Consider the following 23,334-nt stretch of genomic DNA (forward strand, 5'->3'; position numbering starts at 1 on the left):
CGGTGCCGGGCCGGTCCGTGCGTCAGTCGAGGCTGAAGCAGAGCTCCTCGCCGAGCCAGTACTCGATCCAGGAACCCAGGTCCAACGACGTGCAGCCGGACGCGGGCGTGGCGCTGGGCGCGACGGCCGGGGGCGAGGTGCCCGGGGACGGTGTCGGGGTCGGTGTCGGAGTCGTGGTCGTGGTCGTGGTGTCGGTGCGGCCGAAGAGGGCATCGCGGTAGACGTGCGCGGAGCGCGGGTTGACCGAGCACTGCCAGACACCGTGCGGGCAGTAGTCGGTCAGCGTGTTGTACAGCGGCTTGTGCTCGTCCATCCAGGCGAGCATCCGCCGCATGTACTCGGCGTTGTCCCCGTTGCGGAAGAGACCCCATTCCGGATAGGAGATGGGTTTTCCGTGGGCCTTCGCGAAATCGACGTGCTGCTGAAGTCCGTAGGGTTCCCGCACCTGTTGGTCGAAGGACAGTCCGGACGGCTGGTCGTAGGAATCCATGCCGATGATGTCGACCGTGTCGTCCCCGGGATAGCACTCCGTCCACGGAACGGCGTCGCGGCCCCGGCTCGACGTGAAGTCGAACCGGAATTTCTGGCCCGGCACCGCACGCATGGTGGTGACGATTCTTTTCCAGTACGCCTTCCAGGCCTCCGGGTCCGGCCCGCAACGATGGGTGTAGGTAATGCCGTTCATCTCCCAGCCGAGCACGATGACCGTGTCCGGGACGCGCAGCTCCACCAGCCGCTCGGCCAGGGCCCGGAAGTGGTGATCGAAGTCTCCGGCGGCGCCCTGCCGCAGCAGCGAGCGGACCTCGTCGTCGCCGATGCCCTCCTCGTTGCGCTCCTGCATCGGCACGTTCAGGACGAGCGTCCGGTCGGCCTTCTCCCGTCGCCAGTGCGCCCAGACGTCCAGGAAGCCGGGGGCGCCCTCGATGTCGGCCCAGCGGTTGCCGGGCAGATACGTGTGCGCGACCTTCAGCTCGGTGCCGCCGAGCCAGCTGCTCAGCTGGGCCATGCGGGCGACGCCGAGCGGTCCGGAGTCGAGGAACGCCCCGAAGGCCGGGGGCGTCGCCCTGGCCGACGCACCGACGGCCGGTGCGTCGGCGGCCGGGGTCGGGGTCGGGGTCGGCAGGGGTGCCGCTGATGCCGGGACGGACGTCGTGGGGGTCGGGACGGCTGTCGCGGGTGTGGGAGCCGGTGGGCCGGTGATCCGCGCCGCCCCCGCACCCACGGCGAATCCCGGGCCGGTCGCCAGGGTCGCCGAGGCGGCGACGACGGCCGCCGCGGCCACGGCCGGCCGACACCACCGGAACCGCGTCCGCTTTCGCAGCTGTGGGGCCATGCCTGCTCCTTTCTCCACCAGTACTCGTACTAATCCGTTCGCAGCACCCCTGAGAAAGTGCCAGTTACTGACACTCAGTCATATCAATATGAATTCCGCCAGTGCGGTTGCGGCTTTCGGGTACCCCGAACGCCCGCACGGGTGAACAGACGCAAAGGAAATGGTGCGTGTCGCTGCTAGACATCCGGGTCCCCGCGGTTCTGCTGCGGATCGACCGGAATCCCTTTCACCACGGCACCCTGGGGGCCGTGCGCTCGCTCGGCAGAGCCGGGGTGGAGGTCCACGTGGTCGCCGACTCCGCGGGCAGCCCGGTCCGCAGGTCCCGCTTCGTACGGCAGCTGCATCCACCGCCGGCGCCGGGCGCGTCGCCCGCCGACATCGCGGCCGTGCTGCGCCGGGTGGCGGCGCGGATCGGCCGTCCCGCGGTGCTGATCCCGATGGACGACGCGAGCGCCATCGCGGCCGGCCGGCTCCGCGCCGACCTCGCGCCTGCCTACCTGCTCCCGCAGCAGCCCGGCACCCTGCCCGAACGCGTCGCCGACAAGGCCGAGTTGGCGGAGGTGTGCGCGGCGGCCGGGATCCCGCACCCGCCGACCCTGGTCCCGGACAGCGCCGAGCAGGCCGCCGCCGCGGTCCGGCGGCTCGGGCTGCCGGTGATCGCCAAGTGGAGCCGTCCCTGGCTGCTGCCGGCCGGGGCCGGGCTGCGCAGCACGGTCGTGGTGCGCTCGGCACAGGAGGCGGTGGAGCTGTACCTGCGCAGCGAGGAGGCGGGCAGCAGGCTGCTGCTCCAGGAGTTCCTGCCGCCGGGCCCGGACCGCGACTGGTTCTTCCACGGCTACGCCGACCGCACCGGGCAGGTGCACGCGGGCGGCCCCGGCCGCAAGCAGCAGGCCTGGCCGCGGGGCGCCGGGCTGACCGCGGTCGGCCTGTGGACGCCCAACCCGCAGGTCCGGGCGCTGGCCGAGCGGCTCACCGGCGAGCTGGGCTTCCGGGGCATCTTCGACCTGGACTTCCGGCGCTGCGGCAGCACCGGCCGCTACCACCTCCTCGACTTCAACCCCCGTCCGGGCGCCCAGTTCCGGCTCTTCACCGACAGCGCCGGCCTGGACGTCGTACGCGCCCTGCACCTGGACCTGACCCACCGTCCGCTGCCGGACGGGGCGCCGCTGGCCGGGCGGGCGTTCGTGGTGGAGAACTACGCGCCGCTGAGCGCGCTGCGTCCGGCCCCGCGCGGGCGGGAGCTGGCCTGGTCCGCGCCGGACGACCGGGGGCCGGGCCTCGCGATGTGGGCGCTGTGGGGCCGGCACGTGGCGGGCCGGCTCCTCGACCGGCTGCGCGACGGGTCGGCCGCCCGGGCACCGCACCCGCACACGCCCGTGGTCCGCCAGGCCGGCGAGCCCCTGGTGCCCGCACCCCAGACCGGGGAACCCCTCGTGCCCGCACCCCAGACCGGGGAACCCCTCGTGCCCGCGGCCCAGACCGGGGAACCCCTCGTGCCCGCACCCCAGACCGGGGAACCCCTCGTGCCCGCACCCCAGACCGGGGAACCCCTCGTGCCCGCACCCCAGACCGGGGAACCCCTCGTGCCCGCGGCCCGGGACGAGGAGTTCACCGGCGTGGCCGGGGTCCCCGCCGCGCCCGGTGCCGCCGGCCTCTCCGGTCTGCCCGACCGGTCCGACGACGAGAAAGCGAGCAGCTGCTGATGTACGACCTGCTGGTGGTGGGCGCGGGCCCGTACGGCCTGTCCATCGCGTCCCACGCCGCGGCGGCGGGCCTGAACGTGCGGGTCTTCGGCCGCCCGATGGCGTCCTGGCGCGACCACATGCCCCGCGGGATGTTCCTCAAGTCCGAGCCCTGGGCATCCAACCTGTCCGACCCCGAGGCGCGTTGGCGGCTGGACGTCTACTGCGCGGGCCGCGGCGTGACCGCCCGGCACGGGCAGCCGATCCCGCTGGACATGTTCGCCGAGTACGGCCTGTGGTTCGCCCGCAACGCCGCACCGCCCGTCGACGAACGCATGGTCACCCGGGTCGCGCCGCGCGCCGGCGGCTTCGAGGCGACGACGGCGGACGGCGAGGTCGTGCACGGCCGGACGGTCGCCCTCGCCATCGGCGTGCTGCCGTTCGTGGAGATCCCGGCCGCCGTGCGCGGCCTCTCCCCCGACCTGGTCACGCACAGCAGCCACCACGCCGACCTGGACCGGTTCCGGGGCCGGGACGTCACGGTGATCGGCGGCGGCCAGGCGGCCCTGGAGACGGCCGCGCTCCTCGCCGAACTGGGCGCCCGGGCACGGGTGCTGGTGCGTGCGGACGAACTGTTCTGGAACGAGGTGCCGCCGCCCTGGCAGCGCCCCCGGTGGCAGTCGGTCCGCGCCCCGCACAGCGGGCTCGGCCCCGGCTGGCGGAACTGGTTCTACTCCGAGCGGCCCGGCCTGTACCGGCGGCTCACCGAGCCGACCCGGACCCGGATCGCGGCGAACGCCCTTGGTCCAGCCGGCGCCTGGTGGGTGCGGGAACGGGTGGAGTCCGGGGTGGAGGTGCTGCTCGGCCGCGAGGTCACGGCGGCGCGCGCGACGGCGGGCGGGGTACGTCTGGACACCGCGGTGCGCGGCGGCGGGGTGGGCACCCTGGAGACCGAACACGTCATCGCGGCCACGGGGTTCAGGGCGACCCGGGGGCGGCTCACGCTGCTCGCCGACGACCTGCGGACGACCCTGGTGACCGGGGCCGACGGGGCGCCCGAGGTGGGCCGGGACTTCGAGTCGTCGTATCCCGGGCTGTTCCTGGCCGGTCTGGTCACGGCGGCGGGCTTCGGTCCGGCGATGCGCTTCGTGCACGGCGCCGGCTTCACCGCGCCGACGCTGGTGCGCGGGGTACGGCGGCGGCTGCGCTCGGGGCCGGCCGGCTGGGGCGTCCCGGCCGGGCGGCGGGAGTCGGCGCCGGACGCGGTGCGGAGCTGACGGGCGGGGTGCCGGGCCTTTCGGCGTCCGGCACCCCTTCCGCTACGGCCGACGGGAGGCCGTTCGTCCCCGGCGGTACAGGACCGCCCCACCCGCGACGAGCACGGCGCTGACGCCCGAGGCCGCGAGCATGGCCGCACTTCCGGTGTGCGGCAGGGTGGGCGGCGCCCCGTGATGCTGCCCACCGTGCGGAGGCGTCCGGCCCGGCGGCGGGGACACCGGCGGGTGGGTGGCCGGCGGCGATGTCGGGGGCCCTGTGGTGGGCGGCGGGGACGTCGGCGGTTTGGTGGTCGGAGGCGGAGACGACGGCGGGGGCGGGGTGTCTTCGCCGTAGGCGGGCGGGCTGTCGTCGCCGTACGCGCGGGGGGTGTCTTCGCCGTAGGCGGGCGGGCTGTCGTCGCCGTACGCCCGCGGGGTGTCGTCACCGTACGCGGGCGGAGTGTCGCCGCCGTAGGCCGGAAACGCGTCCTCGCCGTAGGCCGGAGGCGTCTCACGGCTGTCGGGTGGCGGGGTTGCGCCGGTCTCGCCGCCGGAGTTCCCCTCGGAGCCGTATCCCGAGCCCTCGCGTGCGCGGTCGCGGGCGTGCTCGTCCGAACCCGGCTCGCCCGCGCAGGAGTTGCCGACCGTCGGATGCGACGCGGTGGCGGTGCCGGCCGAGTCGGTGCAGTCCTCGGCCGGAGCGCTCGGGCTCTGGGCGGCACCGCCCGACACGACGCCCGGCGAACCGGCCGCGGTCCCGGTCGGGTCCGTGCCGGCGAGCGCGGGACTGCCGTACAGGGACAGAATGCTCGTCGCGGCGGCGGCCGCGAGCACTCCCCTGCTGAGGGTCTGTCGCAATCTCGTTGTCTTCCTGCTCGACGAAGTGGAAAGCCGGCCTCGGACCGCGGATGCGAAGAACCGGCGGTCCGAGGCCGGCCATGACACAGCCGGGGGGTTGGTGCGCTGTGTGACGCCGTCAGACGTTGGCGCAGGGGTTGCCGAACGACGGGTTCAGCAGACCGATGACGTCGACGGTGTCGCCGCAGGCGTTGACCGGGACGTGGACCGGAACCTCGATCACGTCGCCGGAGACGACGCCCGGGGAGTTGGTGGCCGTGCCCTGCGCACCGGCGTCGGCGAAGGCGGGGACGGCACCGCCCAGCGCCAGGATGGCGCCGGCGATCACAGCAGCGGTCTTCTTCATGAACTTTCCCTTCTCTGCGGTCATGCCGAATGTCGGCCGAAACCGAGCGAGCACAGCTTGAACGGCTCGCACCATGACCGGCAGTTTGTAGAACGAGGAATAGACAGCCGAAGAAACTACGGAACGCAAGCCGTCGGTTAATTCACTCGAACGCCTCCGCAGAATTGACATAAAGAGCGGAAACGCTTCTTCGACGCTTCGGCCGGCGTCGGGAATTACGCGCCCACGACGAAAGCCCGCCCGGGGGCGCATGAACGCGCACCGCCCGGGCGGGCTTCACGGGACCGGGGTCACTGGTTGGCGACGCCGTTGGCCGCGAGGACCGCGATGTCGTCCAGGACGTGCGACACCGGCTCGTCGCCCTTGGCCTGGGTCGAGTTCTCGGCACACTGCTGGTTCTGTGCGGCGGACAGGACCGGGATGTCCTGGGCCACCCCGACGGCGGCGATGAGGCCGAAGATCCCCTGGGCGTTCGCCTTCGCCGGGAGACCGACGCAGAGCTTGTTGAGCGAGCTCTGGACCAGGGTGGCCTGCGGGCTCATCCTGCCCTTGGTCACCGAGTTGCCGAACGCCTCCTTGGCGCCGTTGCCACTGGCGGAGGTGGTGCCGTGGTCGTTGCCGGTGGCAAGCGCCTGGGGGGCTGCCGCCGCCGACACACCTACGACGGACACGGCGACCGCCGCCGCGGCCATTGCCTTCTTCAGCATTTCGCTATTCCTTTCCTGCCCCGGCTTCAGGCCGGGACGGACGTTCCTGCCCGGCATCAACCGCCCGCATCCGGAATGGTTTCGGCACCCGGCGGCACGTCACCCGTTCGGACCGACGGCCACCCGGAATTCCCCGGAAACCCGGGCCGTCGCACAATCCGGCGGCTGCCGGACCATGGGCCGTTGGAGTGAAGCGGAGCAACCAAACGGAGCGCGCGCAGTTGACCAGAGCGCTCCGGTGGACGGGGTATCCTCAGAAGGGAACTGACAAGTGATCAAGAAGGTTCTGGCCGCCGCCGCAGTCGCAGCCTCCGTCGTCGGCGCCTCCGCTGCCGCCGCCTCGCCGGCCCTGGCCACGGGCAACGACCACGGCACCACCTCCGCCAGCGGCAACGGTGCCCAGCAGGCGTTCGGCAACTCCGCCACCTACGGCAACATGAGCCCCCAGCTGGCGCTCATCCAGGGCTCCTTCAACAAGCCCTGCATCGGCCTCCCGGCGAAGCTGAACCTCCAGGGCCTGGCCGGCCTGGGTGCCGTCGGCGTCCTCCAGGACGTGCCGATCCTGTCCGCGCCGCAGAACCAGCAGTGCGTCGAGAACTCCACCCAGGCCAAGGGCGACGAGCCGCTGTCGCACATCCTGGACGACATCTCCGCGCTGTCCGCGAACGGCACCGGCAACAAGTAGTCCGGAAGTACGCCGGACCCCGGTTCGAGCGCGCCGGTCGGTTGATCCGACTGCGCTCCGCCAATCGGGGCATTCCACGCAACCTGGGCGAATCCGGGTAGGTTGACGATCACGCAGCTCCTCCCCGGAGCTCGCCTTTCGAAAGGGAACAAACATGAAGAAGCTGTGGGCAACCGCGGCTGTCGCCGTCACCGTCGCCGGTTTCGCGGCCACGGCCGCTCCCCAGGCCCTGGCCACCGGCAACGACAACGGCACCACCTCGGCCAGCGGCAACGGCGCCAAGTCGGAGTTCGGCAACTCGGCCACGTTCGGCGACCAGAGCCCGCAGCTCTCGCTGGTCCAGGGCTCGCTGAACAAGCCGTGCGTCGGCCTCCCGGTCAAGGCGAACCTGCAGGGTCTGATCGGTGCGGTCGCCGTCGGCGTCGCCCAGGACGTGCCGATCCTGTCCGCGCCGCAGAACCAGCAGTGCGTCGAGAACTCCACCCAGGCCAAGGGTGACGAGCCGCTGTCGCACATCCTGGACGACATCTCCGCGCTGTCCGCGAACGGCACCGCGAACCAGTAGTCCGCAGACTCCGCGGGCGGCGGGCCACCGGTTCCTCCGGTGGCCCGCCGCTCTTTGCTCACCTGCGGTACAGCGCCTCGATCTCGGCCGCGTACCGGGCCGTCACCGCGTGCCGCTTGACCTTCAGAGACGGCGTGAGCAGGCCGTTCTCCTCGTTGAACTCGCCCTCCACCAGGGCGAAGGCCCGGATCGACTCGGCGCGGGAGACGGCCAGGTTGGCGTGGTCGACCGCCTTCTGCACCTCGGCCCGCATCCGGTCGTCGCCCACCAGCCCGGCGAGCGGGGTGTCCGGCGGCAGTCCCCGCACGGACAGCCAGTGCGCGACCGCCTCGGGGTCCAGGGTGACCAGGGCGGCGACGAACGGCCGGTTGTCGCCGACCACCAGGCACTGGCCGACCGGCGACCGGCTGCGCAGCCGGTCCTCCAGGACGGCCGGGGAGACGTTCTTGCCGCCGGAGGTGACCAGGATGTCCTTCTTGCGGCCGGTGATGGTGAGATACCCGTCCGCGTCCAGCGCGCCGAGGTCGCCGGTCTCGAACCAGCCGTCGTCCGCCAGCACTTCGGCGGTCGCGGCCGGGTTGTTCCAGTAGGCCCCGAACACCACCGGTCCCTTGACCAGCACCTCGCCGTCGTCGGCGATCCGTACGGCCGTGCCCGGGATCGGCTGTCCCACCGTGCCGGGGCGCGGGGCGAGCGGCGGCACGATCGTGGCGGCCGCGCTGGTCTCGGTCAGGCCGTAGCCCTCGTAGACGACGATGCCGGCCGCGTGGAAGAACAGGCTGAGGTCGCGGTCGAGCGGTGAGCCGCCGCTGATCGCGTACCGCATCCTGCCGCCGAGCTCCTTGCGGATACGGCGGTAGACCAGCAGGTCGTACAGCGCCCAGGCGGCGTACAGGCCGGGCCCCGGGCCCTTCCCCCTGCCAAGGAACTTCGCCAGGTGGGCCGTGGCGAACCGCACTCCGGTCCGCTCGGCGCGGTCGAAGGACGCGGCCCGCCCGATCTTCTCCGCCGTCGCCCGCCCGGTGTCGTGGATCTTCTCGAAGAGGTACGGCACCCCGACCAGGAACGTCGGCCGGAACTCCCGCAGCGCGGGCCGGAGTTCGTCCGGCTTCACGCTCGGGAAGTGGCCCATCTCGATCCGGCCCAGCAGGCAGGCGATCTGGAGCGTACGGCCCAGGATGTGGGCGAGCGGGAGGAACAGCAGGGTGGACGCGGCCCGGCCGGTGACCGCCTGGAAGACGGGGTGCAGCAGCTCGACCGTGTTGGCGGCCTCGGCGTGCAGGTTGGCGTGGGTGAGGACGCAGCCCTTGGGGCGGCCGGTGGTGCCGGAGGTGTAGCAGACGGTGGCGACCGTGTCGGGGGTGAGCGCGGCGCGGCGCTTCGCCACGTCCTCGTCCGGGACGCTCCGGCCGAGGGCGGTCAGGTCGGCGAGTGCGCCGGCGTCCAACTCCCAGATCCGCGGCGGGTGTTCGTGGGCGGCCGTGCCGGTGGTGACGGTGGCGGTGTGCTGCGCGGTCTCGGTGACGACGTGGCGGGCGCCGGAGTCCCGGACGATCCACTCCACCTGGTCGGCGGAGGAGGTGGGGTAGACCGGGACGGTCACACCGCCGGCCGCCCAGACGGCGAAGTCGAGGACCGTCCACTCGTAGCGGGTACGGGACATGACGGCGACGCGGGCGCCTGCGGTCAGGCCGGCGGCGATGAGGCCCTTTGCGGCGGAGGTCACCTGGGCCGCGAAGGCTTCCGCGGTGACCGGGCCGTCGCTGCGGCGGATCGCGGTGGCGTGGGGTTCCGCCGCAGCGTTGGTGTAGGGGAGGTCGGCGAGGGAGCCGGTGGTGAGGGGTGGCGCCAGCGGCTCTCGGCGTGCCTCGCGTACGACACCCTTCGCGTCCTTGATGACCTCGACTCTGCCCCGATCTGCCAGATCCGTCAGCCGACGTGCTCGTTCGAGGTCGCTGCGTACGCTCATGGGGCGTCAACTTACTCGGAAGTAAGGAGAGGTCAATGGGTTCGGAGGGTTCGGAGTTCGGGTGCGGGTGGGTGGGGGCTGGTCGCGCAGTTCCCCGCGCCCCTAAAGGGGCGTTGCCTCGCCGATCGCTGTGGACAACTCGGCGACGTCCTTGTCCTCGGTCACCCTTGCCAGAGTCGTTGCCCGGGACTGGAGCTTGGTGAGGCTCGGTGCTCCCGGCATGCCGTACTCCCCCTCCGCCAGCGCGTCCGCGAAGTAGGCGGCGACTGCCGCCACTTGGAAGCGTGGGGAGGCCGACCAGACGTCGTCGTAGAGGGTGTTGGTCTCCATCGAGCCCGTGTTCTCGTGGGGGGAACGGGTGTTGGGGTCGAGCCAGCGGACCGTGGCAGTGGCGAGGTGGCCGGTCGTGCCGGGGACGGTGCGGACGGCGTAGAGGGCGGTGACCGTGTGGCCGGGGCCGATCTCGCCACCGTCGACCCGGTCGTTGCGGAAGTCCTGGTCGGCGACCTTGCGGTCCTGGTAGCCGATCAGGCGGAAGTCGGCGACCGTGTGCGGGTCGAAGGCCACCTGGGCCTTGGCGTCGCGGGCCACCAGGTCGATGTTCTGCGGGAGTCGGCGGCAGAAGACGTCGGCGGCGGTCGCGGTGTCGGAGACGTAGACCGTGTGGCCGTCGCCCTTGTCGGCCAGGCGTTCCATGAGCGCGTCGCCGTAGTCGCTGCCCACGCCGACGCCGAACAGGGTGATGCCGTACTCGCGGCGGTCGCCGTCGATGCGCCTGAGGATGGCGTTCGGGTCGGTCTCGCCGTCGTTGGCGAGGGCGTCGGAGATCAGGACGACGCGGTTGGTGGCGTTCTTGCGCAGGCCCTCGACGGCGGTGGCGTAGCCGGTCTCGACGCCCTCGCCGAGGTTGGTGGAGGAGAGCGGGGCGAGGCCGTCGACGGCGTCGTGGATCTCGGCGCGGTGGCCGCCGAGGCGGGTCATCGGGAGGACCGTCTCGGCGTGTTCGCTGAAGGTGACGAGCGCGACCGAGTCGTCGTCGCGCAGCCTGTCGGTCATCGTGTCCAGGGACTTCCTGGCCAGGTCGAGGCGGCCCGGTTCGCCCATGGAACCGGAGACGTCGATGACGAAGGTGAGGGCGGCCGGGGGACGTTCGTCGGGGTCGTCGGCGGCGGGGCGGGTGGCGAGGCCGACGCGGACCAGGGACCAGTCCGGATCGCTGGTGCGGGCGCCGTCGACGGTGACCGTGAAGCCGTTGTGCTCGGGGGTGCGGTAGTCCTGGCGGAAGCTGTTGACGAATTCCTCGGGCCGGACGGTCGAGGGGTCGGGGCGGCCGCCGTCGGCGAGGGTGCGGCGGGCGTAGCCGTAGGAGGCGGTGTCGACGTCGAGGGCGAAGGTGGAGAGGTGGTCGGAGGGTGCGCCGGTCTCGTCGCCCGCGGCCCGGGAGGGGTCCGGGGCGTCGGTGGCGGTCGTGTAATTCGCGCCGTCGGCGCGGTTCTCGTCGGCGCCGCAGCCGGTCAGCAGCAGGGTGCCCGCGGTGGTGAGAGCGAGCAGTGCCGCGCAGGTCTGTCGTCGGGTCCGGTGTCGGTTCATCGCTGTGCCCCCTGTGCCGGTCGGAGTCGACTTCCCGACTCTTCTTCCTGACTTGTCGTCGACTGTGACGGCGCGGGGGGCCGGAACGTGCGTCCCGTTGCGTTGCGGATGGATCTCGAAGCGGCCACGGACCAGGGGTTTCGAGGCCGGAGGGAGATCGTCCGGTGATCTAGGAGACGATGTCCTTGCGGGCGAAACCCCGGAAGGCCAGGGCGAACAGCACCAGGGCGTACGTTATGGAGACGGCCGTGCCCTGGATCATGCCGGACCACTCCAGGTGGGGTTGTACGGCGTCCGCCCAGGCGAACTGCCAGTGCGCGGGCAGGAAGTCGCGCCAGTGGCCGAGGGCGGTGACCGCGTCCAGGACGTTGCCGACGATGGTCAGGCCGACCGCGCCGCCGACCGCGCCGAGGGGCGCGTCGGTCTTCGTGGAGAGCCAGAACGCGAGGCCCGCGGTGACCAGTTGGGACAGGAAGACGTACGCGACGACGATCGCGAGGCGCTGGGCGGCGGTGGTGGTGTCGAGTGAGCCGCCGGTGGGGATCTGGAGCGGCCCCCAGCCGTAGGCGGCCGTGCCGACGGCCAGGGCGACCAGCGGCAGCAGGATCATCGCGGCCAGGCTGAGGCCGAGCGCGACGACCAGTTTGGACCAGAGCAGCCGGGCCCTCGGCACGGGTGCCGCGAGCAGGTAGCGCAGGGAGGACCAGCTCGCCTCGGAGGCGACCGTGTCCCCGCAGAACAGGGCGACCGGGATGACCAGCAGGAAGCCCGCCGACACGAACAGGTTGACCGCGGCGAAGTTGGCGCCGGACGCGGTGGCCGTGTCCAGGAGGGTGACCTGGCCGTTCTGCTCGCCCGGCTGGCCGCCGATGGCGAACGCGATCAGCAGCACGAACGGCAGTACGGCGAGGATCCCGCCCATCACCAGGGTGCGGCGGCGCTTGAGCTGGCGGACCAGTTCGACGCGGAGCGGCAGGGTGCGGCCGGCCCGGTAGCCGGAGGCGACCGCGGCCTTCTCGGTGAGAGTGCTCGTGCTGCTGCTCATGCGGAACCTCCGATCAGGGTCAGGAAGGCGTCTTCCAGACGGCGGTGCGGGCCGACCGACGCGACCGGCACGTCGAGGCGGACGAGTTCGGCGACCAGGCGCGGTGCGCTGCCGCCGGGCTCCATGCGGACGAGCAGGCCGTCGTCCGTGCTGGTCACGGAGGCCACGCCGGGCAGCGCGGCCACCTTCTCCACGACCGGCTCCTCCACGGGGGTGCCGGTGCCGACGAGGAGGGTGTCGCCGGAGCCGATGATCTCGGCGACCGGTCCGGCCTGGACGAGCCGGCCGCGGTCCATCACCACGAGGTGGGTGCAGGACTGCTCGACCTCGGCGAGGAGATGGCTGGAGACGATCACGGTGCGGCCGGCGGCCGCGTAGCGGATCATCACCTCGCGCATCTCGCGGATCTGCGGCGGGTCGAGGCCGTTGGTGGGTTCGTCGAGGATGAGCAGGTCCGGCAGGCCGAGCATGGCCTGGGCGATGGCGAGGCGCTGCCGCATGCCCTGCGAGTAGGTGCGGACCGCGCGGGCCAGCGCGTCGCCGAGGCCGGCGATCTGCAGGGCCTCTTCGAGGTGGGCGTCCTCCGCGGGGCGCCCGGTGGCCTGCCAGTACAGCTCCAGGTTCTCCCGGCCGGACAGGTGCGGCAGGAAGCCGGCGCCCTCCACGAAGGCGCCGACCCGGGAGAGGACGGGGGTGCCGGGGCGGATGGCGTGGCCGAAGACCCGGACCTCGCCGCCGTCCGGCCTGATCAGGCCCATCAGCATGCGCAGCGTGGTCGTCTTGCCCGCGCCGTTCGGGCCGAGGAGACCCAGCACCTGGCCCTTCTCGACGCGGAAGGACAGCTCCCGGACCGCGTACCGGTCGGTCGAGCCCTTGTAGCGCTTGCTCAGGTCCGTTATCTGGAGCGGGACTTCGGCGAGCGCCGGGTCGGGGGCAGGGCCCGCGGTGCGGCGGCGGCCGGTGAGCAGCAGGGCGAGGGCGGCCAGCGCGCCGGCCGCCGGCAGCCACCACACCCAGGCGGGCAGCGGTGCGGCGGCCGTGTCCACCTGGGGTGCCGTCGGCACGCTCAGCGGGCTCCTGAGGGTGACGGTGTAGGTGGCCGGGGCGGTCGGGGAGGCGTAGCCGAGGTCGGTGGAGGCGAGGACCAGGCGGAGCCGGTGGCCCTTCTGCACCTCGTGGTCGATGGCCGGGAGGGTGATCGTGACGTCCCGGCCGGCCTTGGCGCCCTCGACGCGGATCGGGGCGACCAGCTGGGAGGGCAGCACCTGCTGGGTGCCGTCGGGGCCGACGTCGTACACCTTGCCGAAGAGCACGGCGTCGTCGGTGGTGGAGGTGAGGTGGACGGTGGCCGTGGGGGCGCCGGTGATCTGCACGTTGTCGGTCATCGGTGCCGAGTCGAAGCGGGCGTACTGGCCCGGGAAGTCGAGGGAGACGCCGACGCCGAGGGAGGAGAGCTGGGAGAGGCCGCCGCCACCGAGGCCGGGCAGCGCGGAGACCGCGGGCGGGCTGGCGCCGGCCGGGTTGGCGACGCGCTGGGTGCCGCCCTTCAGGGCGATGTCCTTGCGGTCGCTCTCCAGGCCGGGGTAGCTGTCGGCGGTCGCGCCGCGCAGCTGGGCGGCGCCGTCGGTGGAGTCGACGCCGCCGGTGCGGGTGACGCGGAAGGCCGGGCCGGTGTCGGTGGCCTTGTCGCCCTTGAGATACCGGTCGAACCAGGAGGTCACCCGGCTCTCGACGCGGCTGGTCTCCAGGTTTCCGCCGTCGTGGCCGCCGGCGATCCAGTCGACGTCGACGGGGGCGCCGTTGGCCTTGATGGCCTTCGCGGCGGCGTCGGACTGGTCGAGCGTGAAGAGGGAGTCGGTCTGGCCCTGGAAGAGCAGCGTCGGCACCTTGATGCGGCTGCCGACGGCGGAAGGCGACCGCTCTTCGAGGAGCTTGACGGCGGCGGCGTCCGGCCTGCCCGACTCGGCGACCCGGTTGTACATCGCGCACAGCTCGGGCTGGAACTCGGCGCAGCCGCCGCCGGTGTTGAAGAAGATCCCGGCCCAGAGCTTCTTGAAGACGCCGTTCGGGAACAGGGCGTCCGAGAGGTTCCAGTACGTGATGGACGGGGCGATGGCGTCGACCCGGTCGTCGTAACCGGCGGTGAGGAGGGAGATCGCGCCGCCGTACGAGCCGCCCGCCATGCCGACGCGCGGGTCGCCGGGCTTGTCGAGCTGGACCTGGGGCTGCTTCGCCAGCCAGTCGATGAGCTTGGAGACGTCGGCGACCTCGCCCTTCGGGTCGTTGAGGCCGATCTTCCCGGTGGACCTGCCGAAGCCGCGGGCCGACCAGGTGAGGACCGCGTAGCCGTCGCGGGCCAGGTCCTCGGCCTCGGTGCGCATGTCGTCCTTGCTGCCGCCGAAGCCGTGGGCGAGGAGGACGGCGGGGCGGCGGCCGGTGCCGGCGGCGGTGAAGTACGAGGTGTCGAGACGCACCCCGTCCACGGCCATCACCTTGTCGGAGCGGTGCACCGGGGCCGGGTCGTCGGAGGCGACGGCCGTCCACGTACCGGCGCCGGCCAGCACGACGACGACGGCCGCGGCGGCCAGCAGCCGTCGCGGCCGCCCGAGCAGCGCTCGTAGGCCGGGGGGTCGAAGATCCATGCTTCAACGGTACGGGCCCGCACGGACATCCGATGCCGACGGTGGGCTGAACAGCGGGCCATCCCCGAGGAGTACGACCCTGTTCCCGCCTACTTCGACCGCGGTACACGGGGCTACCGCCCCACCCGATCCCGCCGCAACGACGGAATCCGGCGGCGCCGAACCGGCCGGTGGTCCCCCGCGGGCCCGGTGGGGGCCGGTCGCGCAGTTCCCCGCGCCCCTGAGGTGGGCGTCCGCCCCGACGCTCGCAACACACCGCCGCTCCACCGAACACCACCGCGCCGCCCAATCCCGGCGCCTCGCCCGATCCCCCCGCAACGGCCGAGTCCGGCGGCGCCGAACCGGCCGGTGGTCCCCCGCGGGCCCGGTGGGGGTCGGTCGCGCAGTTCCCCGCGCCCCTGGGTCGGGCGTCCGCCCCGGCGCTCAGAACCCACCGCTGCTGCACCGGACCGGTCGGTCATCCACCGCGGGACGGTCGCGTAGGTGGACTTGCCGGCGCTCAGGGCTGGGTGTCGTCCGGGATGGAGACGACCCAGTGGGTTTCCTTGCGGGGGCGGAGGTAGAAGGCCCAGTAGAGGGTGGCGGCGGCGGTGATGCCGCCGGTCCAGAGGAGGTAGGTCGTTTCCTGCTGGGTGAGGATGTAGCCGAGGACGGCGATGAGGAGGATCGGCATCGCGGGCCAGAGCGGCATGCGCCAGGCCTGGGTGTGCTTGTGGTGGCCGCGGCGGGAGAGGAGGGCCGCGACGGCGACGAGGAGGTACATGCCGGTCACCGAGACGCCCGTGACGCCGTAGAGGGTGTCCAGGTTGACGAAGCAGAGCACGGCGCCGGGGACGCCGACGGCGAGGGTCGCGACCCAGGGGGAGCCGAAGCGGCCGAGGCGGGAGAGGGCGCTGTTGACCGGCGCCGGCCAGGCCTTGTCGCGGGCCGAGGCGAACAGGACGCGGGAGTTCTGGATGACCATGACGATGCCCGCGTTGATGATCGCGAGGGCCACGCAGAGGCTGACGAAGGTGCCGACCGCGGAGTTGGACCAGGCGGTGACCATGGAGCTGATGTCGCCGCCGGTGAGGGCCTTGAGGTCGGTCGCGCCCATGGTGATCGCGGCGACCGGGACGAGGATGATCACCGTGGAGATCGCGAGGGTGGCGAGGACCGTGCGGGCGACGTTGCGGCGCGGGTCCTCCAGTTCCTCGGAGAGGTAGACGGCCGTCGAGAAGCCCTGGGTGACGAAGAGGGCGATGGCGAGGCCGGAGACGACCAGCATGGCGGTGACCGTGGTGGTGTGGCCGCCCGTGTCCGCGACCTGCATCGAGGTGAGGCTGCCGATGCCGCGGTGGCTGTGGGAGAAGCCGAGGACCGCCACCACGCCTGCCGCGATGACCTCCAGGACCAGGAAGATGCCGGTGATCCAGGCGTTGGCGCGCAGGTCCAGGAGGCCGGCGAGGGTCGCGAGGAGCATCACGCCGGCGCCGGTCATGGCCGGGTCGAGGTGGACGATCGGGGCGAGGTAGTCGGCCGTGCCCATCGCGATCACCGGCGGCACGATCATCACGACGAGGAGGGAGAGGACGAAGACCAGCCAGCCGGCGAGGCGGCCCGCCATCGTCGAGACCATCGCGTACTCGCCGCCCGCGCTGGGGATGAGGGTGCCCAGCTCCGAGTAGCAGAAGGCCACGGCGATACAGAGGAGGGAGCCGATGGCGATCGTGAGGGCGGTGGCGGTCCCGAGGGAGCCGAACAGGTCGGGGACGACCACGAAGAGCGTGGAGGCCGGGGTGACACAGGAGAGGGTGAGAAGGGTGCCGCCGACCACTCCGATGGAGCGCCTGAGCGTCTTGGGGCTGTCGGACGCCTCGGGGAGGGCGGTATCGACAGGGCGGAGCGTGTCGGTCATGCGGCGGTTCCGATCGACTCTGGCGGATGCCTCCGGCGTTGGACTGTGCTGCATGGAACCCCGACGAAAACCATTGCGTCAATGGCTGTTTACCTTCGGATTCCGCACTCGTAAAGCGACGCCCGTCACATCGCTTTCGCAGGAGCAAGCGACCGAATGAGGCAATCACCAAGCTTTCGATTCGCATGACCTTGGTTTTGAAGGTCATGAACGCAAAGAACTTAAGTCACCCGTTTCATCCCATGGAAACGAGAACCGCAGCATCGCCGACAAAAAAAGTCGGGGCCGTCCGGTATCCGGACGGCCCCGACGGGGTCAGGCGGTCATGCTCAGTGGTTGCGCGGGAAGCCCAGGTCGACGCCGGACGGGGCCTCGGAGGGGTCCGGCCAGCGGGTGGTGACGACCTTGCCGCGGGTGTAGAAGTGCGTGCCGTCGTTGCCGTAGATGTGGTGGTCGCCGAAGAGCGAGTCCTTCCAGCCACCGAAGGAGTGGTAGCCGACGGGGACCGGGATCGGGACGTTCACGCCGACCATGCCGGCCTCGATCTCCAGCTGGAAGCGGCGGGCAGCGCCGCCGTCCCGGGTGAAGATCGCGGTGCCGTTGCCGAACGGGGAGGAGTTGATCAGCGCCACGCCCTCCTCGTACGTCTCCACGCGCAGGACGCACAGGACCGGGCCGAAGATCTCGTCCTGGTAGGCCTTGGCGGTGGTGGGCACCTTGTCGAGCAGCGAGATGCCGATCCAGTGGCCGTCCTCGAAGCCCTCGACCGTGTAGCCGGTGCCGTCCAGGACGACCTCGGCACCCTCGGCGGCGGCGCCGGAGACGTAGGAGGCCACCTTGTCGCGGTGGACGGCCGTGATCAGCGGGCCCATCTCGGAGGTGGGGTCGTTGCCGGGGCCGATCTTGATCTTCTCGGCGCGCTCGCGGATCTTCTCCACCAGCTCGTCGCCGATCGCGCCCACCGCGACCACCGCGGAGATGGCCATGCAGCGCTCGCCGGCCGAGCCGTAGGCGGCGGAGACGGCCGCGTCCGCCGCCGCGTCCAGGTCGGCGTCCGGGAGGACCAGCATGTGGTTCTTGGCGCCGCCGAGGGCCTGGACCCGCTTGTGGTTGGCGGAGGCGGTGGTGTGGATGTAGCGGGCGATCGGCGTCGAGCCGACGAAGGAGACCGCCTTGACGTCCGGGTGCTCCAGGAGCCGGTCGACGGCCACCTTGTCACCGTGCACGACGTTGAAGACGCCGTCGGGCAGGCCGGCCTCGGCCAGCAGCTCGGCGAGCTTGACCGCGGCCGAGGGGTCCTTCTCGGACGGCTTGAGGACGAAGGTGTTGCCGGTCGCGATGGCCATCGGGAACATCCACATCGGGACCATCGCCGGGAAGTTGAACGGCGTGATGCCCGCGACCACGCCGAGCGGCTGGCGGATCGAGGAGACGTCGACGCGGGACGCGACCTGCGTGGACAGCTCACCCTTCAGCTGCACGTTGATGCCGCACGCCAGGTCCACGATCTCCAGACCGCGGGCGACCTCGCCGAGGGCGTCGCTGTGCACCTTGCCGTGCTCGGCGGTGATCAGCTCGGCGATCGCGTCCCGGTTGGCGTCCAGCAGGGCGCGGAAGCGGAACAGGATCTCCGTGCGCTTGGCCAGCGAGGACTGGCCCCAGGTCACGAAGGCGTCCTTGGCGGCGGCGACCGCGGCGTCGACCTCGTCGACGGACGCGAACGCGACCTTCGTGGTGACCGCGCCGGTGGCCGGGTCGGTGACCGGCCCGTAGTTGCCCGACGTGCCGTCGACGGACTTGCCGCCGATCCAGTGGTTGACGATCTTCGTCATGACCGGTTACTCCTTCACAGATGGCGGCGTCGGGTGGAGACGTGCCGTTCGTAGAGCTCACGTGCCTTGACCGCGGCGGATCGGGTCGCGGTCTCGGCCACAGGTACATCCCACCAGGCCTGCGCGGGAGGCGGGCCCGACACAGTGTCGGCCGTTTCGGTCTCCACGTAGACACATGTGGGAGTGTCGGCGGCCCGCGCCTCGGCGAGCGCCGTGCGCAGGTCCCGGACGGTCTTCGCGCGCAGGACGCGCATGCCGAGGCTGGCCGCGTTGGCGGCCAGGTCGACGGGGAGCGGGGCACCCGTGAGGGTGCCGTCGTCGGAGGGGAAGCGGTACGCGGTGCCGAACCGCTCGCCGCCCACCGACTCGGAGAGCCCGCCGATGGAGGCGTAGCCGTGGTTCTGCACCAGCAGCACCTTGATGGCTATCCCCTCCTGCACGGCGGTGACGATCTCGGTCGGCATCATCAGATACGTGCCGTCGCCGACCAGCGCCCACACGTTCCGCTCGGGCGCCGCGAGTTTCACCCCGATGGCGGCCGGTATCTCGTAGCCCATGCAGGAGTAGCCGTACTCCAGGTGGTACTGGTCCCGGGACCGGGCCCGCCACATCCGGTGCAGGTCGCCGGGGAGCGAGCCGGCCGCGTTGACCAGGACGTCGGTGTCGTCGACGAGCGCGTCCAGGGCGCCGAGGACCTGCGGCTGGGTCGGCCGGATGTCCGGCTCGTCGGCCTCGTAGCAGGCGTCGACGCGCTGCTCCCAGCGCTCCTTGTCCTCGGTGTACTCGGTGACGTACGAGTCGGCGGTGCGGTGGCCGTCGAGGGCCTGCCGCAGCTCGGTGAGAGCGCTGCGGGCGTCGGCGACCAGGGGCAGGCCGGCCAGCTTGTGGCCGTCGTACGGGGCGATGTTGAGGTTGAGGAAGCGGACGTCCGGGTTCTCGAAGAGGGTGCCGGAGGCCGTGGTGAAGTCGGTGTAGCGGGTGCCGATCCCGATCACCAGGTCGGCGGTGCGGGCGAGTTCGTCGGCGGTGGCGGTGCCGGTGTGGCCGACGCCGCCGACGTCCTGCGGGTGGTCCCAGCGGAGCGAGCCCTTGCCGGCCTGCGTCGAGGCGACCGGGATGCGGGTGGCCGCGGCGAACTCGGCCAGTACGGCCTCGGCACGGCTGTGGTGGACGCCGCCGCCCGCGACGACCAGGGGCCGGCGCGCGGTCCTGACCGCCGTCACGGCCGCCGCGAGTTCGGCGGGGTCGGCGCCCGGTCGCCGTACGGTCCACACCCGCTCGGCGAAGAACTCCTCCGGCCAGTCGTACGCCTCGGCCTGCACGTCCTGCGGGAGGGCGAGGGTGACGGCGCCGGTCTCGACCGGGTCGGTGAGGACCCGCATGGCGGCGAGGGCGGAGGGGATCAGCTGTTCGGGGCGGTTGATCCGGTCGAAGAACTTCGAGACGGGGCGGAGGGTGTCGTTGACGGACACGTCGGCCGCGTGCGGGACTTCGAGCTGCTGGAGGACCGGGTCGGCGGGGCGGGTGGCGAAGACGTCGCCGGGCAGGAGCAGGACCGGGAGGTGGTTGACGGTGGCGAGGGCGGCGCCGGTGACCAGGTTGGTGGCGCCCGGACCGATGGACGTCGTCACGGCGTGCGTGGCGAGCCGGTTCGACTGACGCGCGTAGCCGACCGCCGCGTGCACCATGGCCTGCTCGTTGCGGCCCTGGTGGTACGGCATCTCGTCGCCGTGCTCCAGGAGCGCCTGGCCGAGGCCGGCCACGTTGCCGTGGCCGAAGATGCCCCAGGTGGCGCCGATCAGGCGGCGGCGCTCGCCGTCCCGCTCGGTGAACTGGACGGCGAGGAAGCGGACAAGCGCTTGCGCGACGGTCAACCGAATCGTCATCGGTAACCCTCCGTATGGTCCGGGTGGAAGCAGATCCGCCACTCCCGCGTCGCACCGGGCCCCGCCATGACGTTCAGGTAGTACATGTCGTGCCCGGGCTGCGCGATCGACGGGCCGTGCCATCCGTCGGGAACGAGCACGGCGTCGCCGGAGCGGACCTCGGCGAGGACGTCCGTACCGCCCTCACGGGAGGGGAATACGCGCTGATACCCGATACCGTTCGGTCCGTCGATCTCGAAGTAGTAGATCTCCTCCAGCTCCGACTCCTCGCCGGGCCGATGCTCGTCGTGCTTGTGCGGCGGGTACGAGGACCAGTTGCCGCCGGGCGTGATCACCTCGACGGCGATGAGCTTGTCGCAGTCGAAGGCGGACGCGGAGGCGAAGTTGCGCACCCGGCGGGCGCTGGTGCCGCTGCCGCGGTCTTCGACGGGGACCTCCGGCGCGGGGCCGTAGCGGGCGGGGAGTTGTCGCTCGCACTTCGCTCCTGCCAGGGCGAAGCGGCCTCCCGCGCCGGAGGCGATCTGGACCTGGGCGTCCCGGGGCACGTACGCGAAGTCGGAGACTCCGCTGAACACGCTTTCCCGGCCCAGGATCTGGAACTCGTTTCCCTCTGTTTGCACCGTACAACCGCCCTGTAGCGGAAGCACGATCCATTCGCTGTCCCCGGTGGTGAACAAATGCGTTCCGCCCGGGGGCAGTTCGACGATCCTCAGGCTGCTGTGCGCCCAACCGGCCCGCTTGGGGTCGATGTCGAGCGCGTACTGGGCGTTCGTGGTCGAACCCTTGGTGAGGTGCAGCTCGTTGGTCGTCATCTTCTCGCCCTCACAGGAGTCCGACAGCGGTGTCCACGGCGGCGGCCACGTCGCCGTCCGCCGGGTACAGCAGCGAGCGGCCGACCACCAGGCCGCGCACGGTGGGGAGTTGCAGGGCGCTGCGCCACTTCTCGTAGGCGCCGTCCTGATCGTCGCCCACCTCGCCGCCCAGCAGCACGGCGGGCAGCGTGGACGTCTCCATGACCTGGGCCATGTCGTCGGGGTTGTCGGTGACCGGCACCTTCAGCCAGGTGTAGGCCGAACTCCCGCCGAGGCCGGAGGCGATGGCGATGGACTTGGTGACCGCCTCGGGGGACAGGTCGTTCTTGACCTTGCCCTCGGGGGTGCGACGGCTGATGAACGGCTCGACGAAGACCGGCAGCCGGCGCGCGGCCATGTCGTCGATGGCGCGGGCCGTGGACTCCAGGGTGGTGAGGGAGCCCGGGTCGTCGTAGTCGATGCGCAGCAGCAGCTTGCCGGCGTCGAACCCGAGGCGCTGTATGTCCTCGCCGCGGTGCCCGGTGAAGCGGTCGTCGAGCTCGAAGGAGGCGCCCTGCAGTCCGCCGCGGTTCATCGAGCCCATGACGACCTTGCCGTCGAGGGCGCCGAGCAGGAGCAGGTCGTCCAGGATGTCGGCGGTGGCGAGGACGCCGTCGACGCCGGGCCGGGACAGCGCCAGGCAGAGCCGTTCGAGCAGCTCGGCCCGGTTGGCCATGGCGAGCTTGTCGCCGCCCACGCCGAGGGCGCCGCGGGCCGGGTGGTCGGCGGCGACGATCATCAGCTTGCCGTCCTCGTTGAGGAGCGGACGGCGGACGCGGCGGGTGGCCGCCTCGGCGATGGCCTCGGGGTGGTGGGTGCGGGTGTGGACGAGGGCGGAGACGTCGACCTTCACCTGCGGGGCGGGGACGCCGGCGCCGGCGCCGTCGACGGGGTGCGCGCCCGCGACGCGGCCGGCCCTCACAGCACCGCTCCGGCGGCGAGCGCGGCGTCGATCTCGTCGCCGGTCGGCATGGCGGAGGAGCACTCCAGGCGGGAGGCGACGATCGCACCGGCCGCGTTGGCGTGCCGCATGATCTTCTCCAGGTCCCAGCCTTCGAGGAGGCCGTGGCAGAGGGAGCCGCCGAAGGCGTCTCCGGCGCCGAGGCCGTTCAGCACGTCGACGGGCAGCGGCGGGACCTCGGCGGAGTCGCCGTCGCGGCCGACCGCGAGGACGCCCTTGGGGCCCTGCTTGACGACGGCGATCTCGACACCGGCGTCGAGGAGGGCCTGGGCGGCGGCCCGCGGCTCGCGCACGCCGGTCGCGACCTCCACCTCGTCGAGATTGCCGACGGCGACGGTGGCGTGCTTGAGCGCCTCGGCGTAGAACGGCCGGGCCGACTCCGGGTCCTTCCAGAACATCGGCCGCCAGTCGAGGTCGAAGACGGTGGTCCCGGCCTTGGCGCGGTGGGCGAGGGCCGCGAGGGTCGCCGTACGGCTGGGCTCCTCGCTCAGGCCGGTGCCGGTGATCCAGAAGATGCGGGCGGACCGGACGGCGTCGAGGTCCAGCTCGTGGGCGTCGATCTCCAGGTCCGGGGCCTTGGGCTGCCGGTAGAAGTACAGCGGGAAGTCGTCCGGCGGGAAGATCTCGCAGAACGTGACCGGGGTGTTCAGGCCGGGGACCGGGGTGACCCAGCGGTCGTCCACGCCGAAGCCCTGGAGGGCCTCGTGCAGGTAGGCGCCGAAGGCGTCGTCACCGGTGCGGGTGATGACGGCGGTGCTGCGGCCGAGGCGGGCCGCGGCCACGGCCACGTTCGTCGCCGACCCGCCGAGGAACTTGCCGAAGGACGACACCTGGGCGAGCGGGACTCCGGTCTGGAGCGGATAGAGATCCACCCCGATCCGCCCCATGGTGATCAGGTCGTACGCCATCGGCTTCCCTTCGTCATGGCTCTCCCGTGGTTTGTAGTCCGGGAGGGGACGTCGTGTCAATGGTTTGTCCGGACATTCTGACGAGAAGCGGTGGCTGGGGGCCGACAGCACCTACGGGGGTGGGTACAGCGGTGGGTGCGCGGGTGCAGGCCGGGGGGGGTGGTTGGTCGCGCAGTTCCCCGCGCCCCTGAAGGGCCCGCTATTGTTCACGCAGATGTCAACGCGCCTCGCCGATGAGCCGGCGCATTCCTGTGGCCCGGCTGTGTCACAAAGTCGTCCCCTGTGTCACACATGTCGCGTGTACGCGGGCTCTCGGTCACA

General features: G+C 72.0%; 18 protein-coding genes. 4 read left to right on the forward strand and 14 right to left on the reverse strand.

Features of this window, described 5'->3' with window-relative positions; genetic code table 11:
* Positions 1-22: 22 nt before the first annotated feature.
* Positions 23-1,333, reverse strand: coding sequence for a glycoside hydrolase family 26 protein (locus ACGF5O_RS05975; protein WP_393808688.1), 1,311 nt, complete (start codon positions 1,331-1,333; stop codon positions 23-25).
* A gap of 167 nt (positions 1,334-1,500) precedes the next feature.
* Here ACGF5O_RS05975 and ACGF5O_RS05980 point away from each other — a divergent pair, with 167 nt between their 5' ends.
* Positions 1,501-3,036: an ATP-grasp domain-containing protein gene (locus ACGF5O_RS05980; RefSeq protein ID WP_393808689.1), complete on the forward strand. Its 1,536-nt coding sequence runs from the start codon at positions 1,501-1,503 to the stop codon at positions 3,034-3,036.
* Positions 3,036-4,292 (forward strand): FAD-dependent oxidoreductase, encoded by a 1,257-nt coding sequence (locus tag ACGF5O_RS05985; protein ID WP_393808690.1) that lies wholly within the window; start codon positions 3,036-3,038, stop codon positions 4,290-4,292. Before ACGF5O_RS05980 ends, ACGF5O_RS05985 begins: the two co-directional genes overlap by 1 nt.
* 42 nt (positions 4,293-4,334) lie before the next feature.
* On the opposite strand, the gene ACGF5O_RS05990 is transcribed toward ACGF5O_RS05985, so the two are convergent.
* The 3 genes from ACGF5O_RS05990 to ACGF5O_RS06000 all read right to left on the reverse strand — a co-directional run bounded on the left by ACGF5O_RS05990 (position 4,335) and on the right by ACGF5O_RS06000 (position 6,182).
* Positions 4,335-5,129: a chaplin family protein gene (locus tag ACGF5O_RS05990; RefSeq protein ID WP_393808691.1), complete on the reverse strand. Its 795-nt coding sequence runs from the start codon at positions 5,127-5,129 to the stop codon at positions 4,335-4,337.
* A gap of 118 nt (positions 5,130-5,247) precedes the next feature.
* Complete coding sequence (locus ACGF5O_RS05995) at positions 5,248-5,475, reverse strand: chaplin (protein WP_393808692.1); 228 nt, start codon at positions 5,473-5,475, stop codon at positions 5,248-5,250.
* A gap of 290 nt (positions 5,476-5,765) precedes the next feature.
* A complete protein-coding gene (locus ACGF5O_RS06000; protein ID WP_393808693.1) occupies positions 5,766-6,182 on the reverse strand; it encodes a rodlin in 417 nt (138 codons plus the stop codon).
* Between the two features lie 271 nt (positions 6,183-6,453).
* Between ACGF5O_RS06000 and ACGF5O_RS06005 the strand changes: the two genes are divergently transcribed.
* Together ACGF5O_RS06005 and ACGF5O_RS06010 are read left to right on the forward strand one after the other, a co-directional pair.
* Positions 6,454-6,867 (forward strand): rodlin, encoded by a 414-nt coding sequence (locus tag ACGF5O_RS06005; protein ID WP_294002033.1) that lies wholly within the window; start codon positions 6,454-6,456, stop codon positions 6,865-6,867.
* A 154-nt stretch (positions 6,868-7,021) separates the two neighbouring features.
* The gene (locus tag ACGF5O_RS06010; RefSeq protein WP_393808694.1) at positions 7,022-7,432 is read left to right on the forward strand and encodes a rodlin; all 411 of its coding nucleotides are present in this window, start codon (positions 7,022-7,024) and stop codon (positions 7,430-7,432) included.
* A gap of 58 nt (positions 7,433-7,490) precedes the next feature.
* Here the strand turns inward: ACGF5O_RS06010 and ACGF5O_RS06015 are convergent, their stop codons facing one another.
* The 10 genes from ACGF5O_RS06015 to iolC all read right to left on the reverse strand — a co-directional run bounded on the left by ACGF5O_RS06015 (position 7,491) and on the right by iolC (position 23,013).
* The gene (locus tag ACGF5O_RS06015) at positions 7,491-9,401 is read right to left on the reverse strand and encodes an AMP-dependent synthetase/ligase (RefSeq protein WP_393808695.1); all 1,911 of its coding nucleotides are present in this window, start codon (positions 9,399-9,401) and stop codon (positions 7,491-7,493) included.
* A gap of 102 nt (positions 9,402-9,503) precedes the next feature.
* Positions 9,504-10,991 carry a von Willebrand factor type A domain-containing protein gene (locus ACGF5O_RS06020; protein ID WP_393808696.1) on the reverse strand — a complete coding sequence of 496 codons (1,488 nt, stop codon included), beginning with the start codon at positions 10,989-10,991 and terminating at the stop codon, positions 9,504-9,506.
* A gap of 169 nt (positions 10,992-11,160) precedes the next feature.
* Positions 11,161-12,036 (reverse strand): ABC transporter permease, encoded by an 876-nt coding sequence (locus ACGF5O_RS06025; protein WP_393808697.1) that lies wholly within the window; start codon positions 12,034-12,036, stop codon positions 11,161-11,163.
* Entirely contained in the window at positions 12,033-14,678 is a 2,646-nt protein-coding gene (locus ACGF5O_RS06030) for a CocE/NonD family hydrolase (RefSeq protein ID WP_393808698.1), read from the reverse strand. Before ACGF5O_RS06030 ends, ACGF5O_RS06025 begins: the two co-directional genes overlap by 4 nt.
* 499 nt (positions 14,679-15,177) lie before the next feature.
* Positions 15,178-16,575, reverse strand: a complete 1,398-nt coding sequence (locus tag ACGF5O_RS06035) for an APC family permease (RefSeq protein ID WP_393808699.1) — start codon at positions 16,573-16,575, stop codon at positions 15,178-15,180.
* A gap of 329 nt (positions 16,576-16,904) precedes the next feature.
* The gene (mmsA, locus tag ACGF5O_RS06040) at positions 16,905-18,407 is read right to left on the reverse strand and encodes a CoA-acylating methylmalonate-semialdehyde dehydrogenase (protein WP_393808700.1); all 1,503 of its coding nucleotides are present in this window, start codon (positions 18,405-18,407) and stop codon (positions 16,905-16,907) included.
* A gap of 14 nt (positions 18,408-18,421) precedes the next feature.
* On the reverse strand, positions 18,422-20,293 hold the full coding sequence (iolD, locus tag ACGF5O_RS06045; RefSeq protein ID WP_393808701.1) for a 3D-(3,5/4)-trihydroxycyclohexane-1,2-dione acylhydrolase (decyclizing): 1,872 nt from the start codon (positions 20,291-20,293) through the stop codon (positions 18,422-18,424).
* The gene (gene iolB / locus ACGF5O_RS06050) at positions 20,290-21,105 is read right to left on the reverse strand and encodes a 5-deoxy-glucuronate isomerase (protein ID WP_393808702.1); all 816 of its coding nucleotides are present in this window, start codon (positions 21,103-21,105) and stop codon (positions 20,290-20,292) included. The genes iolD and iolB overlap by 4 nt, the downstream gene beginning before the upstream one ends.
* A gap of 10 nt (positions 21,106-21,115) precedes the next feature.
* Positions 21,116-21,997: a deoxyribose-phosphate aldolase gene (locus ACGF5O_RS06055; RefSeq protein ID WP_393808976.1), complete on the reverse strand. Its 882-nt coding sequence runs from the start codon at positions 21,995-21,997 to the stop codon at positions 21,116-21,118.
* A gap of 65 nt (positions 21,998-22,062) precedes the next feature.
* Positions 22,063-23,013 carry a 5-dehydro-2-deoxygluconokinase gene (gene iolC / locus ACGF5O_RS06060; protein WP_393808703.1) on the reverse strand — a complete coding sequence of 317 codons (951 nt, stop codon included), beginning with the start codon at positions 23,011-23,013 and terminating at the stop codon, positions 22,063-22,065.
* Between the last annotated feature and the right edge of the window lie 321 nt (positions 23,014-23,334).

It is taken from the genome of Streptomyces sp. NPDC048291 (assembly GCF_043201715.1).
Classification (GTDB): domain Bacteria; phylum Actinomycetota; class Actinomycetes; order Streptomycetales; family Streptomycetaceae; genus Streptomyces.